Here is a 14,742-nt window from a genome sequence, read left to right on the forward strand (position 1 = left end):
CCCTGTGCCAGCATTGTCCTGTCACGCATAGCTGGCAAGATAGCCCCAGGCCCCTTGAAAGGAGGCGCAGGCGCCCAAGGCCGGGTGTTCCAGCGCTGTCAGCAGATGAACAATGCACACTCGGTGAGCTTCGGCCCCTATACCTTTCATCGTGATCAACGTCTGGTCAGCAAGACCGGCCAGCCGGTGCCATTGGGTGGGCGTGCGCTGGATATCCTCGCGATACTGTTGGAGACGCCGGGGCAATTTGTCAGCAAGGACACTTTGATCGGCCGGGTCTGGCCGAACAGCGTGGTGGAAGACAATAATTTGCGCGTGCACATCGCCGCCCTGCGTCGTGCGCTGGACGGACAACGCTATATCCTCAATGAACCGCAACGCGGCTACTGCTTCGTGGCGCCGTCACCGGTGCCGTCACCGCGGCCTCGGCACAATCTGGCCGCACGGCTCAGCCCAGTGATCGGCCGCGACGAACTGCTGGGCAGCCTGGTGCGACGCCTGGGCGGCCAACGGCTGATGATGCTCACCGGCTGCGCCGGCATCGGCAAGAGCACCCTGGCACTGGCGCTGGCCGAACGGGTGTTGCCGCGTTATCGCGATGGCGTGTGGTGGCTGGACCTGGCAACTGTGCAGGCGCCGAACCGGTTGCTGGACTACCTGAGCGAAACCCTGCACCTCCAACCCTGTGTCGGCGCCCATGCACTGTGCGAGCAATTGGCCGCCCGGCAACTGTTGCTGGTGCTCGATAATGCCGATTTGTTGCTGGGCGCCTGCCGTCATCTGGTGCATACACTGCAAGCCAGGGCGCCTCTGGTGAGCGTGCTGCTGACCAGCCGCGAAACCTTGCAGGTGCCCGGCGAATGGGTGCACCACGTGCCACGGCTGGCGCTGCCGACATCGGCTGACCGGGGTGGTGTCGAGCAGGCCATGCTGTATCCGGCCCTGCAATTGTTTGTGGCGCGGGTGCGTGCCGGTCAGCAGGGATTTGTACTGCGGTCTGAGGACCTGGCGCCGTTGTGCGATATCTGCCGGCGTCTGGACGGCATCCCGCTGGCGCTGGAACTGGCGGCGGCCCAGGTTGAAGCCCTGGGAATACGCGGGTTGCAAAAGCAGTTACACAACGGCGTGCAAGTGTTAAGGCGTGGCCGACGCACGGCGGTCGAGCGCCATCAGTCGCTGACGGCGGCGCTGGATTGGACGTATCAACGCCTGAGCCTGCCGCAGCGTTGGCTGTTCCTGCAATTGGCGCTGTTCAAAAGCGCGGTGACGTTGCCAGCCTTGACCGAACTGGTGGCCGGCACTGAACTTGCGCACGCCGACCTGGCTTACCTGCTGGCACGCCTGGTCGCGACGTCTTCCCTGGTGGTCGAGCCCGGCCCCGGCCCGCGGCGCTATCGGCTGCTCAACAGTGTGCGCAGCTACGCCCTGGCGCAGCTGCGTGACCCGTTGCAGGTGGCGCGTTTGCAGCAGGGCTATGGGCATTATCTGGGGCCATTTTCAGGCCGGCCGTTTGTCCTGCAACTGGTCGAGCAGGCTGCGCACGCGGACTAGATCCTGGGTGGCATAGCCTTCGGTAAATTGCCCGTAGACCGAATTCAACAGCTCACGTGCTGCCCGCACACGGCCCTGGCTTTGCCACAGGCAAGCCAGTGAGGTCGCGCAGCGCAACTGCCAGGCCAGTGCGCCTTGCTCGTGCGCCAAGCCCAATGCCTCCAGCAGCAGCGATTCGCGCGCGCGCAGGTCGGGCAGGGCCTCGGCGCGCACCCTGAGAATCTCGGCCGTGCACCAACCGGCCGCGCCGTTTCTTGCGCGCTCAAATACCGTGTCATCTACCTGCGCGGCATTGAAGGTCACCAGTATGTCCTGAACCAGGCCCAGGCCTTGCAATGTCGCATGGGGTGCGGTGCCCTCGTAATGCCGCGCCCAGGTATGAAACAACTGCACCGAATGTTTCTGTGAGTGCTCCAGCAACAGCGCCAGCAGCGCGTGCGCCGCGCCGCTGCCACCGTTGTAGTGGGTAATCGGTACGCTGGCCAGGGCCAGGGTATAGCAGATAGAGGTGCCGTGGTTGATCTGCAACGCCAGCTCCAGCGCCTGGTTTGCCATTCGTGCGGCCCGCTCTGGAAACCCGCGCAGCCACAGGATGCGCGCCAGCACCGTCAGCGACGCCACACTCTGGTCGTATTGCACGCCAAAGCCATGGGTGAAACGGTTGAGATGGCCACTGTGGGCCATGCGCTGTAGTACTTGTTCGGCATTGTGCAGGGCCAGGACCTGGTTGCCCGCGAAATGCTGGGCCAGTACCCGTAAGCGCTGGGCACTCAAATCCAGCAGCGGATCGGTGCGCGGGTCGAGGCGGTCGAACTGCATGCTCTGCTCCAGCGCCTCACGGTAGCGGCCGGCACACAGGTTGACCGCCATGTGCCCGGAGACGGCTCGCAACTGGCCCCCATTGTCTTGGAGCGCTTGCGCCAGGCGCCGGGCCGCCACAAACGCAGCGATGGTCTGCGGTGCGCCGCCCAAGGCGTGATAGGACAGGCTGCCCAGGGCCAGTTGCAGTTGCATGGTCAACTGCGTGCAGGGCGCGCCCGATTGCGGCATCAGCGCCAGGGCCTGGTCTACGTACAGCCCATGTTCGCGCAGCAGCGACAACTCCTGCCACAAGGGCATGGCGCTGACCGTCAGGCGAATGCCAAGCAGGTGCGCGCCGTGTTCGCCCAAGCCCCAGTCGAGGGCGGCGCGAATGTCCTCGCGCAACGGCGCATAACGGTTGATCCACAGCTCGGTGGCAGTGAATTCCCAGTCTTCCCGCGCCTGGTCCATCAGCGCCAGACAGCGCGCCGCATGGCGTTCGCGTGTGCTGTCGAGTTCAGCTGCGTGGTCGAGCTTTTCCAGGGCATAGCTGCGGGTGACATCCAGCAGACGATAGACCATGTCATCATCGCCGGCCTCGACGTTGAGCAGCGACTTGGCCACCAGTTGGGTGATCGAACCCAGCACTTCGGCCGGTGCGATCTGCTCCCCGGCGATCACCGCCGCCGCGCTTGCCAGGCTGAACCCGCCGCGAAACACCGCGAGGCGGCGCAGGCAGATCTGTTCGCACGCGGTGAGCAGGTTAAAACTCCAATCCAGCGTGGCGCGCAAGGTTTGCTGGCGGGGCAGGTCGCTGCGCAGGCCACGGTTGAGCAGGCGCAGATTGTCCTCCATCTGCACCAGCAAACCCGGCAAGCCGAAGCGCTCGATCTGCGTGGCGACCAATTCGATTGCCAGGGGAATGCCGTCCAGGCGCTTGCAGATCTCGATCGCCAGGGGCAGTTGCGCCTCGCTGAGCTCAAAACTGTCCTGGTGCGACATGGCACGCTCGATCAGCAGTTGCAAGGCCGGGTAGCCGAGGGCCTGGGCGCGGTTCCCGGTGGCGGGTGGGCAGGCCAGCGGCTCCAGGCGTTGCACGTACTCGCCCTCGGCGCGCAGGGCTTCGCGGCTGGTGGCCAAAATGTGCAGGTGTGGCAGGTGACGCAGCAAGGTTTCGCTGATCAGCGCGATGTCGTCCAGCAGGTGTTCGCAGTTGTCGATCACCAGCAGCAACTGCCGCGCGTGCAGGCTTCGGGCCAAGGTCAGCAGCGGGTCATGTTCGGTGGGTGCGAGGTGGAGCAGGGCGGCCAGGTTGGGCAGGATCATTGACGGCGCGCTGAGCGGCGCCAGATCCAGCAGGTGAATACCGTCGCGGTAATGGCCGATCAATAATTCCGCCACACGCAGCGCCACGGTGGTCTTGCCGATACCGCCCGCGCCGGTCAGGGTGATGAAGCGTTGCTGCGGCAGTTGCTGCACCAGTGCGTCGATCAACACCTGGCGGCCAATCATCCGCGTACGGCGCAGCGGCAGGTTATGGCCCTGGTTGTGGGGAATACCGTCGATGGCTGTCGTCATCGGTTCAATGCTCAGGGGGGCGACAAAGCTGTAGCCGCGCTGGGCGACGGTGACGATATAGCGCTGCCCGGCCTGGCCATCGCCCAGGGCCTTGCGCAACGCGGCCATATGCACACGCAGGTTGCCGTCTTCGACCACCGTTTTGGGCCATACCCGCGTGATCAGTTCCTGCTTGCTCACCACATTGCCGGCGTGCTCCAGCAAAATCAGCAAGATTTCTAGCGCGCGTCGGCTCAGGCGCAAGGGGCGGCCAGCCTCCAGCACCAGGCGCTGGCGCGGGTGGACACGGTAGGGACCGAAATGCACGGCCTGGTCGTTGAGGTCACGCATAGTGGCCCCTGTTCAGGAAAAGAGTTTGGCCAGCATATTCCAGGCCGGTGCAGACCACTAGGCTGCAATCACCTGTGATTTTTGACGGATGTGGTGACTTCGCCAGGTCATCGGGTTCACGCCCTCGCTGCGCGTGAACATATGGCAGAAGTGCGCCTGGTCGCAGAAGCCGCATTCGACGCTGATCTGGGTCAGGCTCAGGGACGATCCGGTGATCAGTTCCTTGGCCCGCTGAATGCGCTGTTGGCGAATCCACTCCTGGGGCGACAGCCCGGTGGTGCACTTGAACGCACGGGAAAAATGGCTGCGCGACAGCGCACAGGCCTGCGCCAAGTCGGCAATTGCCAGGCTTTCGCCGAGGTTGGCGAGGATCAGTTGCTTGGCAACTCGCTCGCGCCGGGGGCACAAGCCACCGGTGACGCCAAAGCGAGGGGCACAGTCATCAAGTCGGGCCATGACAAATATCCGTAGTCGATGGGAGCGTTCCCGGTGAATGGATGCAGTGTAGACCGCTGTATTTTTGGCGCCGGGCCGTCTGGCTGGCGAGTTAATCGTTGTTAATTTCGCCAGGTGCGCGCCCGGAAAAGACAGCACAGGCATGCAATCGTCGATCCGTGCGACATGCTTACCTGACGGCCTGATAACCGTTTGGATACCGCCATGAACCGCAACGACCTGCGCCGCGTCGACATGAACCTGTTGGTGATTTTCGAGGCGCTGATGTTCGAGAAGAACCTGACCCGGGTCGCCGAAAAACTCTTCATGGGCCAGCCGGCCGTGAGTGCCGCGCTCGGGCGCCTGCGCGACTTGTTCGACGACCCATTGCTGCTGCGCAACGGGCGCGGCATGGAGCCCACGCCACGGGCGGTGGCGATACTCAAGGAGCTGCAACCGGCGATGGACACCATTTCAGGCGCGGTCAGCCGCGCCAAGGATTTCGACCCTTCCACCAGCTGCGCGGTGTTTCGAATCGGCCTGTCCGATGATGCCGAGTTCGGTCTGTTCCCGCCGTTGCTCAGCCAGCTGCGCGAAGAGGCACCGGGGATCATCGTGGTGGTACGCCGCGCCAATTACCTGTTGATGTCTTCGTTGCTGGCCAGTGGCGAGATTTCCGTGGGCGTCAGCTACACCACCGAACTGCCGGCCAATGCCAAGCGCAAGAAGCTGCGGGACATTCCCTGCAAGGTGCTGCGCGGCGACGACGGCGCGGCGCCGTTGACACTGGATGACTACTGCACGCGGCCCCACGCTATGGTGTCGTTCTCGGGGGACTTGAGCGGCAATATCGACCTTGACCTGGCGCGCATCGGCCGGGCGCGCAGGGTGGTGCTGGCGGTACCCCAGTTCAGCGGCTTGCGCGCACTGTTGGCGGGCACGCAAATCATCGCGACAGTGCCCGACTACGCCGCCTGTGCCTTGACCGAAGGCACGGTGCTGCGCGCCGAGGACCCGCCGTTCGCAATTGAAGCCTCGGAATTGTCGATGGTCTGGAGCGGCGTGCATGACAACGACCCGGCGGAGCGCTGGTTGCGCTCGCGCATCAGTGAGCATATGGCGCGTGTGGCGTGAGCGCGCCAGGCGAAACAGCACAAACATCCAATTCCTGCCCCCCGTTCCCCGCCAGACTCCCCCCATCGCTTAGCTTTCCAGGGGGAATCACACCGTATGGACCCGACACCTGAAACCAGCCCCGACGAAGTCGTCACCCTGGTCGTCAAACACCTGATCAAGGCCGGCCGTGAAGCCGATTACGAGGCCTGGCTGCGGCGCATCGTGCGCATCGCCGGCGAGCGGCCCGGCCACCTCGGTGTGGATGTGGTGCGCGGCAAGCAGGGCGGGCAAGCACTGTTTACCTGCGTCTTGCGCTATCGCTCCACCGACGCGCTGCAACGCTGGCTCGACTCCCCCGAACGCCAGGCGCTGATCGCTGAAGCGGCGCCGATGCTGGCCGACGGCGACAAAACCGAAATCGGTGCGGCTAATGAGTTCTGGTTCGCGCCACTGGCCGACAGCGCCGCCAAACCGCCGCGCTGGAAGCAGGCGGTGGTCAGCCTGTGCGTGATTCTGCCGCAAACCCTGCTGCTGCCGTTTATCTGGGGGCCGATCCTGCGTCTGCACCCGTTCCTGTCCAACTATGTGGTTTCCACTTTTTTGGTGACCCTGACCATTGTGTTGCTGGTGGTTTACCTGCTGATGCCGGCCGCCACCCGCCTGTTCGCTCCCTGGCTTGAAGCCTCTGTAAAGGACACCCTATGAACGCCGATCTGATTCTGTTCAATGGCCAGTTCCACACCGTGGACCGCGAAAACCCACGGGCCACTGCGGTCGCAATCCACAAGGGCCGCTTTGTCGCGGTCGGCACCGACGGCGAGGCCATGGCCCTGCGCGGCAGCGGCACCCAGGTCATCGACCTCAAGGGCCGCACCGTGATCCCCGGCCTTAACGACTCGCACTTGCACCTGATCCGTGGCGGGCTGAACTACAACCTTGAACTGCGCTGGGAAGGCGTGCCGTCACTGGCCGATGCGTTGCGCATGCTCAAGGATCAAGCCGATCGCACGCCGACGCCGCAATGGGTGCGTGTGGTGGGGGGCTGGAACGAATTCCAGTTCGCCGAAAAACGCATGCCGACCCTGGAAGAGTTGAATCAGGCCGCGCCAGATACGCCGGTGTTCGTGCTGCACCTGTATGACCGTGCCTTGCTCAACCGCGCCGCCCTGCGCGTGGCCGGTTACACCAAGGACACGCCGAACCCGCCGGGCGGCGAGATTGTGCGCGACAGCAACGGCAACCCCACCGGCATGCTGGTGGCGCGTCCCAACGCGATGATCTTGTATGCAACCCTGGCCAAGGGCCCGAAACTGCCGCTCGAATACCAGGTCAATTCGACCCGCCAGTTCATGCGTGAACTCAATCGCCTGGGCCTCACCAGCGCCATCGACGCCGGCGGTGGTTTCCAGAACTACCCCGATGACTACGCGGTCATTGAACAACTGGCCAAGGACCAACAGCTGACGGTGCGCATCGCCTACAACCTGTTCACCCAAAAGCCCAAGGAAGAACTCAGCGACTTCAAGCACTGGACCGGCAGCGTCACCCTGCACCAGGGCGACGATTACCTGCGCCACAACGGCGCAGGCGAGATGCTGGTGTTTTCGGCGGCGGACTTCGAAGATTTCCTTGAGCCACGCCCCGACCTGCCGTTGACCATGGAGCAGGAACTGGAACCGGTGGTGCGCCATTTGGTTGAGCAGCGCTGGCCGTTCCGGCTGCACGCCACGTACGACGAATCCATCTCGCGCATGCTCGATGTGTTCGAGAAGGTCAACCGCGACATTCCGTTCAATGGTCTGCCGTGGTTCTTCGACCACGCCGAAACCATTACGCCGAAAAACATCGAGCGCGTCCGGGCCTTGGGCGGTGGTATCGCGATCCAGGACCGCATGGCGTTCCAGGGCGAATATTTTGTCGAGCGCTACGGCGCCAAGGCCGCCGAAGCCACGCCACCGATCAAGCGCATGCTGGCCGAAGGCGTGCCGGTAGGGGCGGGCACCGACGCCACGCGGGTCTCGAGCTACAACCCCTGGACTTCGCTGTACTGGATGGTCAGCGGCCGCACCGTCGGCGGCCTGGAGCTGCACGCCGAAGGCCTGCCGCGCCTCACCGCGCTGGAGTTGTTCACCCACGGCAGCGCCTGGTTCTCCTCGGAGCAGGGCAAGAAGGGCCAGATCAAGGTCGGCCAGTTGGCGGATGTGGCGGCACTCTCGGCGGACTTCTTCAGCGTCGATGAAGAAGCCATCAAATGGATCGAGTCGGTACTGACCGTGGTCGGCGGCAAGGTGGTGTACGGCGCCGGCGACTTCGAAGATTTCGCCCCGCCCCAAGTACCGGTGCTGCCGGACTGGTCGCCGGTGGTCAAGGTGCCGGGGCACTGGCGCCCAGGTTCACCGGTGCAAGCGCAAGTACACCACTGCAGCGGACCGTGCGGCGTGCATGCCCACGGCCATGAAAAAGCGCGGCTCTCCAGCGTACCGGTCAGCGATTTCCAGGGTTTCTGGGGCGCGTTTGGTTGCTCGTGCTTTGCCTTCTGATTTTAAAAACACCCAAAGGAGTTCACCCATGACTTACAAGCGCTTGAACAAAGATGACGCCGTTGTATTGCTGGTCGATCACCAGACCGGCCTGATTTCCCTGGTGCAAGACTTCTCTCCGAACGAGTTCAAGAACAACGTGTTGGCCCTGGCCGACGTGGCCAAGTTCTTCAACCTGCCGACCATCCTCACCACCAGTTTTGAAAGTGGCCCTAACGGTCCGTTGGTTCCGGAACTCAAGGCGCTGTTCCCGGACGCGCCTTACATCGCCCGCCCTGGCCAGATCAACGCGTGGGACAACGAAGATTTCGTCAAGGCCGTCAAGGCCACCGGCCGCAAGCAGATCATCATTGCCGGCGTGGTAACGGATGTGTGCGTCGCGTTCCCGACCCTGTGCGCCCTCGCTGAAGGCTTTGAGGTGTTCGTGGTGACCGACGCCTCGGGTACCTTCAACGAAACCGTGCAACAAGCCGCTTGGGCACGCATGACGGCCGCCGGCGCACAATTGGTGAACTGGTTCTCTGTCGCCTGTGAACTGCAAGTTGACTGGCGCAACGACATGGAAGGCCTGGCCAACCTGCTGTCGCCGCGCATTCCGAACTACCGTAACCTGATGAACAGCTACTCGGCGTTTACGGCCAAGTAAGCTGCGTTTGAAGGGGTAGATTAACCCTGTAGGAGGGGGCAAGCCCCTCCTGCATTTGATTGTGTCGTAGCGGCTGACAGGCTATAAACCAGCCAAATGTCCACCGAGAAGCGACAATGAACCCCTTCGAAGACATGCGCCTGTTTTGCCAGGTCATGGAGTCCGGCAGCTTCACCGCCGCCGCCGAGCAACTCGGCCTGTCCAAGCAGTTCGTCAGCCGCCGCCTTATCCAGTTGGAAGACCGCCTCGGCGAGCGCCTGCTCAACCGCTCCACGCGTCGGCTGGACGTCACGCCACTGGGCCAGAGTTATTACGAATCCGCTTTGCGCCTGCTCGGTGAAGTCGAGCAAGTGGAGCAGGGCATCGCCGGCCAGAACAGCGAACCGCGGGGCACGATTCGGCTCAGCGCGCCGTTGTCGTTTGCCATGGCCCATCTGGGCTGCCTGTTGCCGCAGTTCCTGCAACGCCACCCGCAGGTGTCGGTGGAAGTCGACTTGAGTGATCGCCCGGTGGACCTGATCGGCGAGGGCTACGACCTGGTCTTGCGCATCGGCACGCTGGAAGACTCAACCCTGATTGCCCGGCGCATCGCCAGTGTGCAGCGAGTGTATTGCGCCAGCCCTGATTACCTCGCCGCCCGGGGTACGCCGCTCAAGCCCGAAGACCTGGCTGATCATGACTGCCTGCCCTATGGCCATGGCCGCCAAGTGCAATGGCGCTTCAAAGGCAAGTTGCAGGCGCTCAATGTCAGTGGACGCATGCGCGTGAACAATGGCGAATTGCTGCGCGACACCGCAATCGCCGGGTTGGGCGTGACCTACCTGCCGACTTTTATTGTTGCCGAGGCGTTGAAAGACGGGCGCTTGGTAACCCTGCTGGACGACTTCGCCCCCGAAGCCCTGACCTTGTCGGCGGTGTACCCGCAGCACCGGCAAAGTTCGCGGCCAGTGCAGGCGCTGGTGGAGTTTTTGCGCGAACGCCTGGCCAGCGGTTGCTGACTCACACGCATCTATTGTGAAGACTGGCTTATGTGGGAGCTGGCTTGCCTGCGATAGCATCACCTTGGTGTGACTGACACACCGAGGTGACTGCATCGCAGGCAAGCCAGCTCCCACACAAGCCAGCTCCCACACATATTCAAGGGGCGACAAGATTGGCCAACGTTGAACCTTGCACATACCGCTGCAGATTCGCCAGGAACGTATCGGCAATCTCCTGCTGGCTGTTGGTCGAAATCGCCGAGGTATGCGGCGACAACCGCACCCGCGCATGGCTGTACAACGGGTGGCCCTGCGGCAGTGGCTCCGGCTCGGTCACATCCAGCGAGGCCAGGCCGATCTGACCGTTATCCAGGGCTTCCAGCAGGGCCTCCTGATCCAGCAAACCACCGCGCGCAATATTGATCAGGTGCAATCCCGGCTTGGCGCTGCCGAGCACATCGCGGTCGACAATATGCCGCGTGGCCTCGGTGAGCGGCGCCGCCAGCACCAGGTGGTCGGCGCGGGCAAACAGGTCGTGGATGTCCTTGGCGGCCTCAACATGGTCCACCTCAAAGGGTGCCTGGCTCTGGCGCAGCGCAACCACGTTGATCCCCAAGGCCTGGGCTTTTTGCGCCAGGCTCTTGCCGATCGCACCAAAGCCGAGAATGCCCAATGTGCTGCCCTTGAGCGGGCGCAGCGCGGTGAATGTCCACTGGGCATCCTTCACCCAGATAGCCGGCAAATGCTTTGCCGCCGCAAAGATCGCCGCCAGGGCGAACTCGGCAAGGTTATCGGCGGCGCTGCCCCGTGAGGTGGTTACCGGCGGGCCGTTGAACAGCCACTGCGGGTAGAAGTCGATGCCCGACGACACCAGGTGTACCCACTGCGCGCCATACGGCCAGCCCGGCGGCGGAGTATCGGGCGCGGTGTAGCCGCGCACATTGATAGGGCGCAGCAGCAGTATATTGGCTTGCGGCGGCAGGTCGCTGGGCACACCGGCAGGCACGCCGATCACCTGGGCATGGGGGTGGATCGAGGCAAGGCGTTCGCGCAATACCTGGTTGTAATCTTCGTCCAGCTGGCTGGCGATAATCACCTGACTCATGAGCGTTCCTTATTCATTGTTGCTCACGTTGAGCGAACACTGCTTTACCCACACCTTGCAGCACCGCGTCGTTCTGCGGCGTATGCACGCGGCTGCACAGCACGTCGCGGTAATGCCGTTGCAGCGGGCTATGGCGCGACAGGCCAGGGTTGCCCGAGGCTTCGATGGCAAGCTCCACGGCGCGGATCGCATTGCCGGTCACCAGGTATTTAAGCTGCGCCGCATTGGCGGCTGGCGTGTGGCCCTGGGCGGCGGCCTCGAGCAGGCTGCGGTTGGCAAACAGCAGGGTGTCGATATGGCCGACGGTTTCCTGAAAACGCGGCAAGCTCGACAGCGCGGCGCCGAGGTTGGACGGCTTGCGCTGCTCCAGCCAGTTCACCAGCCAGTCCCGCGCCGCCTGGGCCACGGCGTCGTACACCGACGACAGCAGCACCGACATCCACAGGAACCCCTCGCCATCCAGCTCAGGTTGCGGTGCGCTCCAGGGGCTGACGCTGACGGCATGGTCCAGCGGCACCAGGACATTATCGAGCACCACTTCGTGGCTGCAGGTGGCGCGCATGCCCAGATGGTCCCAGGTGTCGATGATGCTCACGCCGGGGCTGTTTTTCGGCACCAGCCAGGCGCCCACCAGCGGGTCGGCATCATCACTGCGCGCCCACACGCTGAACCAGCTCAGGCCGTGGCTGCCGGTGGAGTAAATCTTGCGGCCGCTGATGCGCCAGCCGTCAGCGGTGCGCACCGCCGTGGTTGCCGGCAGCCCGCCACGGGCCGGGGTGCCCAGGTCAGGTTCGACGCGCAGCGCGTTGATCAACGCTCCGTTGCGCACGGCGTCTTCGGCGACTTGTACGCGCAGGTGCTGCGGCCAGGTTTTGCTGTCTTGCAGGCGTGTGTGTTGCAGGTACTGCATCACCAGAATCAGCGCGGTAGACGGCTCGCCCCTGGCAATCGCGCTGATGGCCTTGCGCGCCTGCGCCAAGCTTGCGCCACCCCCACCCAGGGCCTTGGGCACGGTGAGGGCGACCAGGCCATGTTCATGCAGCCGCTTGAAGTTGGCGTGGGGGAAGGCGCCGCTTTGGTCATACAGGTGCGCGCTGCTGGCCAGCTCGGCGCTGAGGCGTTCGAGCAGGGCGTCGAATTGCGCCGGCCCTTGTGGGAGCTGGCTTGCCTGCGAAGGCGGTGGATCAGCCACCCGCAAGGCAGGCCCAGAGACCGCTATCGCAGGCAAGCCAGCTCCCACCTTGGCTAGTCGGTTGAGAGGTTCACTCATGCCAGCGCTTCCTGTTGCACTTCAACTTCGCTGTACCGATTGGTCGGCACCTCCAGCCCCAGGTTATCGCGCAAGGTCTGGCCGCTGTATTCGCTGCGAAACAGCCCGCGTTGTTGCAACACCGGCACCACCAGTTCGGTGAAGTACTGCAAGCCATCGGGCAGTACCGAGTTGATGATGAAGCCGTCGCTGGCGCCGGACTCGAACCAGGTTTGGATGGCATCGGTAACCTGCTCCGGAGTGCCGACAAACTCGCGCTTGGGCCGCGAAAAACGCAAGGCCACTTCGCGCAGGGTCAGGCCTTCGTCCCTGGCCAGTTGCTTGATACGGTCAGAACCGCCTTTCTGGCTGTTGCTGCCCAGGTCGCCAAGCTCCGGGAACGGTGCGTCCAGCGGGTATTGGCTGAAATCGTGGTCGTTGAACGGACGGCCCAGCGCCACAATCGCATCTTCGACGGTGACCAGGTCCACGGCCTGCTGATAGCGGCTTTCCACCTCGGCAGCATCGCGCCCGACAATCGGACGAATGCCCGGCAAAATCGACAGGCTGCCCGCATCACGGCCAAAACCCTTGGCGCGGCGTTTTAAATCAGCCGAGTACGCCTTGGCTTCTTCGAGTGTCTCCACATGCACAAAAATCGCATCGGAATGCTCGGCGGCAAAGTTGCGCCCATCTTCAGAGGTGCCCGCCTGGAAAATCACCGGCTGGCCCTGACGCGAGCGGGCGATGTTCAGCGGGCCTTTGACCGAGAAAAACTCGCCCTTGTGGTTCAGCGCGTGCAGCTTGTCGGGGGTGAAAAATTCGCCGCTCTGCTTGTTGTAGGCAAAGGCGTCGTCTTCCCAGGAATCCCACAGGCCCTTGACCACGTTCAAGTGTTCCTTGGCGATGCGGTAGCGCACGGCGTGGGGCGGGTGCTCGGATTTGCCGAAGTTGTCGGCGGTGCCGCTCAGCCAGGAGGTGACCACGTTCCAGCCGGCGCGGCCGCCGCTGATATGGTCCAAAGAGGCGAACTGGCGCGCCACCTGGTAGGGCTCGGTGTAGCTGACGGTCACGGTGGCGACCAGGCCGATGTGGGTGGTCAACGCGGCAAGGGCCGAGAGAAGGGTCAGCGGCTCGAAACGGTTGAGGTAGTGCGGGCTGGATTTGGCGTGAATGTGCAGGCTGTCGGCGATAAACACGAAGTCGAACTTGGCGCTTTCGGCCAACTCGGCCTGCTGTTTGTAGAAGCCAAAGTTGGTACTGGCATTCGGTTGCGCCTGCGGATGGCGCCATTCGCCCCAGCCGTGACCGACACCGTGGACCATAGCGCCCAGTTTCAGATGACGTGGCGTGCTCATATGCGGCTCCTTGCTTAGCGCGATGCTTGGGAAGTGGGAAAACGTTCGGCGTTAAAGCTGGTGTCGAAACCCTGGGACACGTCGATGCGCTTGGGCAGCAGGCCTTCTTGCTGATAGGTGTCGGCGGTGGCTTGCAGGCCCTTGATCACGCTGTCGTCAATCACCACGGGGTTCAGTTGCGTGTCTTTGGCCACCTCCAGGTGCACCGCCAAGGGCAGGCCGGTAATTTTGGCTTGGGCAGCGGCGTATTCATCCGGGTGTGTGTTGGCCCAGGCGTAGGCACGGTCGACGCGGGCCACGAAGTCATCCAGTTGCGGGCGTTTGTTGGCGATGGCCTGGCTGGTGGCGGCGAAATACAGGTGGTTGCTCAACAACTGTTTGCCGCTGACCAGGACGCGGGCGTGGCTTTGTGAGGTGACCACCGTGGTGTAGGGATCCCAAGTGGCCCAGGCATCAACGGTGCCGTTATCGAGTACCAGCCGGGATTCAGCGGGCAGCAGGAAAATGAATTGCACATCCTTGGTCGTCAGGCCTGCGCTGGCCAAGGCCCTGATCGCCAGGTAGTGCCCGATGGAGCCGCGCCCGGTGACGATTTTCTTGCCCTTGAGGTCGGCGGCCGTCTTGATCGGCGAGTCCTTGGGCACCACCAGGGCGGTGGTGTTGCGCCCTTCGGCGTGGATGATGCTGACCACCTTGAGCGCGGCCCCGGCGCCCAAGGCGAACACATACGGCGCATCGCCGAGGGCGCCAATGTCGACGGCACCTGCGTTCAGGGCTTCGCCCAGCGGCGAGGCGGAAGGGAACTCCGACCACTGGATTTGATAGGGCACGTTGTTGGTTTCGCCCGAGGTTTCCAGCAATGCCTTGATCGTGGATTTCTGGTTGGCCACGCGTAGCGGTTGCAAGTCGGCGGCGTGTGCAGTGCTGATCAGGCCGAGGGCCAGGGCGCTGCTCAGCAGCAGGTGTTTGAAGGGCGTGCTAAAGACCATGATGGATAAATCCCAGGCAAATTGAAAAGGTGTGGGTTACCTCCGCCTGGCAAGGGGTCGGTGC

General features: G+C 63.4%; 12 protein-coding genes. 6 read left to right on the plus strand and 6 right to left on the minus strand.

Annotation, left to right across the window (positions count from 1 at the left end; translation table 11 throughout):
* The first annotated feature begins 105 nt into the window (after nt 1–105).
* Nucleotides 106–1,551 carry a winged helix-turn-helix domain-containing protein gene (locus HBO41_RS18025; RefSeq protein WP_178110954.1) on the plus strand — a complete coding sequence of 482 codons (1,446 nt, stop codon included), beginning with the start codon at nt 106–108 and terminating at the stop codon, nt 1,549–1,551.
* On the opposite strand, the gene HBO41_RS18030 is transcribed toward HBO41_RS18025, so the two are convergent.
* The gene (locus tag HBO41_RS18030; RefSeq protein WP_169987226.1) at nt 1,498–4,260 is read right to left on the minus strand and encodes a winged helix-turn-helix domain-containing protein; all 2,763 of its coding nucleotides are present in this window, start codon (nt 4,258–4,260) and stop codon (nt 1,498–1,500) included. The genes HBO41_RS18025 and HBO41_RS18030 overlap by 54 nt on opposite strands.
* Nucleotides 4,261–4,317: 57 nt before the next feature.
* A complete protein-coding gene (locus HBO41_RS18035) occupies nt 4,318–4,716 on the minus strand; it encodes a helix-turn-helix domain-containing protein (RefSeq protein ID WP_169987228.1) in 399 nt (132 codons plus the stop codon).
* Between the two features lie 204 nt (nt 4,717–4,920).
* Here HBO41_RS18035 and HBO41_RS18040 point away from each other — a divergent pair, with 204 nt between their 5' ends.
* The 5 genes from HBO41_RS18040 (at nt 4,921) to HBO41_RS18060 (ending at nt 9,995) form a co-directional block, all read left to right on the plus strand.
* A complete protein-coding gene (locus HBO41_RS18040; RefSeq protein ID WP_017137754.1) occupies nt 4,921–5,829 on the plus strand; it encodes a LysR substrate-binding domain-containing protein in 909 nt (302 codons plus the stop codon).
* A 96-nt stretch (nt 5,830–5,925) separates the two neighbouring features.
* The gene (locus tag HBO41_RS18045) at nt 5,926–6,516 is read left to right on the plus strand and encodes an antibiotic biosynthesis monooxygenase (RefSeq protein WP_017137755.1); all 591 of its coding nucleotides are present in this window, start codon (nt 5,926–5,928) and stop codon (nt 6,514–6,516) included.
* Entirely contained in the window at nt 6,513–8,351 is a 1,839-nt protein-coding gene (locus HBO41_RS18050) for an amidohydrolase (protein ID WP_099547767.1), read from the plus strand. Before HBO41_RS18045 ends, HBO41_RS18050 begins: the two co-directional genes overlap by 4 nt.
* A 28-nt stretch (nt 8,352–8,379) precedes the next feature.
* On the plus strand, nt 8,380–8,997 hold the full coding sequence (gene ycaC / locus HBO41_RS18055) for an isochorismate family cysteine hydrolase YcaC (protein WP_017137757.1): 618 nt from the start codon (nt 8,380–8,382) through the stop codon (nt 8,995–8,997).
* A 116-nt stretch (nt 8,998–9,113) separates the two neighbouring features.
* Nucleotides 9,114–9,995 carry a LysR family transcriptional regulator gene (locus tag HBO41_RS18060; protein WP_169987230.1) on the plus strand — a complete coding sequence of 294 codons (882 nt, stop codon included), beginning with the start codon at nt 9,114–9,116 and terminating at the stop codon, nt 9,993–9,995.
* Nucleotides 9,996–10,134: 139 nt separating this feature from the next.
* Here HBO41_RS18060 and HBO41_RS18065 read toward each other — a convergent pair whose 3' ends face one another.
* Genes HBO41_RS18065 through HBO41_RS18080 form a run of 4 tightly spaced genes read right to left on the minus strand, consistent with a single transcriptional unit; the run spans nt 10,135 to nt 14,678 of the window.
* On the minus strand, nt 10,135–11,082 hold the full coding sequence (locus HBO41_RS18065) for a D-isomer specific 2-hydroxyacid dehydrogenase family protein (RefSeq protein WP_138454135.1): 948 nt from the start codon (nt 11,080–11,082) through the stop codon (nt 10,135–10,137).
* A 13-nt stretch (nt 11,083–11,095) separates the two neighbouring features.
* Nucleotides 11,096–12,352, minus strand: a complete 1,257-nt coding sequence (locus tag HBO41_RS18070) for an acyl-CoA dehydrogenase family protein (RefSeq protein WP_262380412.1) — start codon at nt 12,350–12,352, stop codon at nt 11,096–11,098.
* Nucleotides 12,349–13,689 carry an LLM class flavin-dependent oxidoreductase gene (locus tag HBO41_RS18075; protein ID WP_169987232.1) on the minus strand — a complete coding sequence of 447 codons (1,341 nt, stop codon included), beginning with the start codon at nt 13,687–13,689 and terminating at the stop codon, nt 12,349–12,351. The genes HBO41_RS18070 and HBO41_RS18075 overlap by 4 nt, the downstream gene beginning before the upstream one ends.
* A 14-nt stretch (nt 13,690–13,703) precedes the next feature.
* Nucleotides 13,704–14,678, minus strand: a complete 975-nt coding sequence (locus tag HBO41_RS18080) for an ABC transporter substrate-binding protein (RefSeq protein ID WP_169987234.1) — start codon at nt 14,676–14,678, stop codon at nt 13,704–13,706.
* Nucleotides 14,679–14,742 lie beyond the last annotated feature (64 nt).

It is taken from the genome of Pseudomonas sp. WS 5146, assembly GCF_012985495.1.
Lineage (GTDB): Bacteria > Pseudomonadota > Gammaproteobacteria > Pseudomonadales > Pseudomonadaceae > Aquipseudomonas > Aquipseudomonas edaphica.

Excerpts from the sequence above, each read along its gene's own strand:
- HBO41_RS18060 (WP_169987230.1), top strand. The coding sequence starts at position 9,114 with ATGAACCCCTTCGAAGACATGCGCCTGTTTTGCCAGGTCATGGAGTCC.
- HBO41_RS18025 (WP_178110954.1), top strand. The coding sequence starts at position 106 with ATGAACAATGCACACTCGGTGAGCTTCGGCCCCTATACCTTTCATCGT.
- HBO41_RS18080 (WP_169987234.1), bottom strand. The coding sequence starts at position 14,678 with ATGGTCTTTAGCACGCCCTTCAAACACCTGCTGCTGAGCAGCGCCCTG.
- HBO41_RS18075 (WP_169987232.1), bottom strand. The coding sequence starts at position 13,689 with ATGAGCACGCCACGTCATCTGAAACTGGGCGCTATGGTCCACGGTGTC.
- ycaC (WP_017137757.1), top strand. The coding sequence starts at position 8,380 with ATGACTTACAAGCGCTTGAACAAAGATGACGCCGTTGTATTGCTGGTC.
- HBO41_RS18030 (WP_169987226.1), bottom strand. The coding sequence starts at position 4,260 with ATGCGTGACCTCAACGACCAGGCCGTGCATTTCGGTCCCTACCGTGTC.
- HBO41_RS18035 (WP_169987228.1), bottom strand. The coding sequence starts at position 4,716 with ATGGCCCGACTTGATGACTGTGCCCCTCGCTTTGGCGTCACCGGTGGC.
- HBO41_RS18045 (WP_017137755.1), top strand. The coding sequence starts at position 5,926 with ATGGACCCGACACCTGAAACCAGCCCCGACGAAGTCGTCACCCTGGTC.
- HBO41_RS18065 (WP_138454135.1), bottom strand. The coding sequence starts at position 11,082 with ATGAGTCAGGTGATTATCGCCAGCCAGCTGGACGAAGATTACAACCAG.
- HBO41_RS18040 (WP_017137754.1), top strand. The coding sequence starts at position 4,921 with ATGAACCGCAACGACCTGCGCCGCGTCGACATGAACCTGTTGGTGATT.
- HBO41_RS18070 (WP_262380412.1), bottom strand. The coding sequence starts at position 12,352 with ATGAGTGAACCTCTCAACCGACTAGCCAAGGTGGGAGCTGGCTTGCCT.
- HBO41_RS18050 (WP_099547767.1), top strand. The coding sequence starts at position 6,513 with ATGAACGCCGATCTGATTCTGTTCAATGGCCAGTTCCACACCGTGGAC.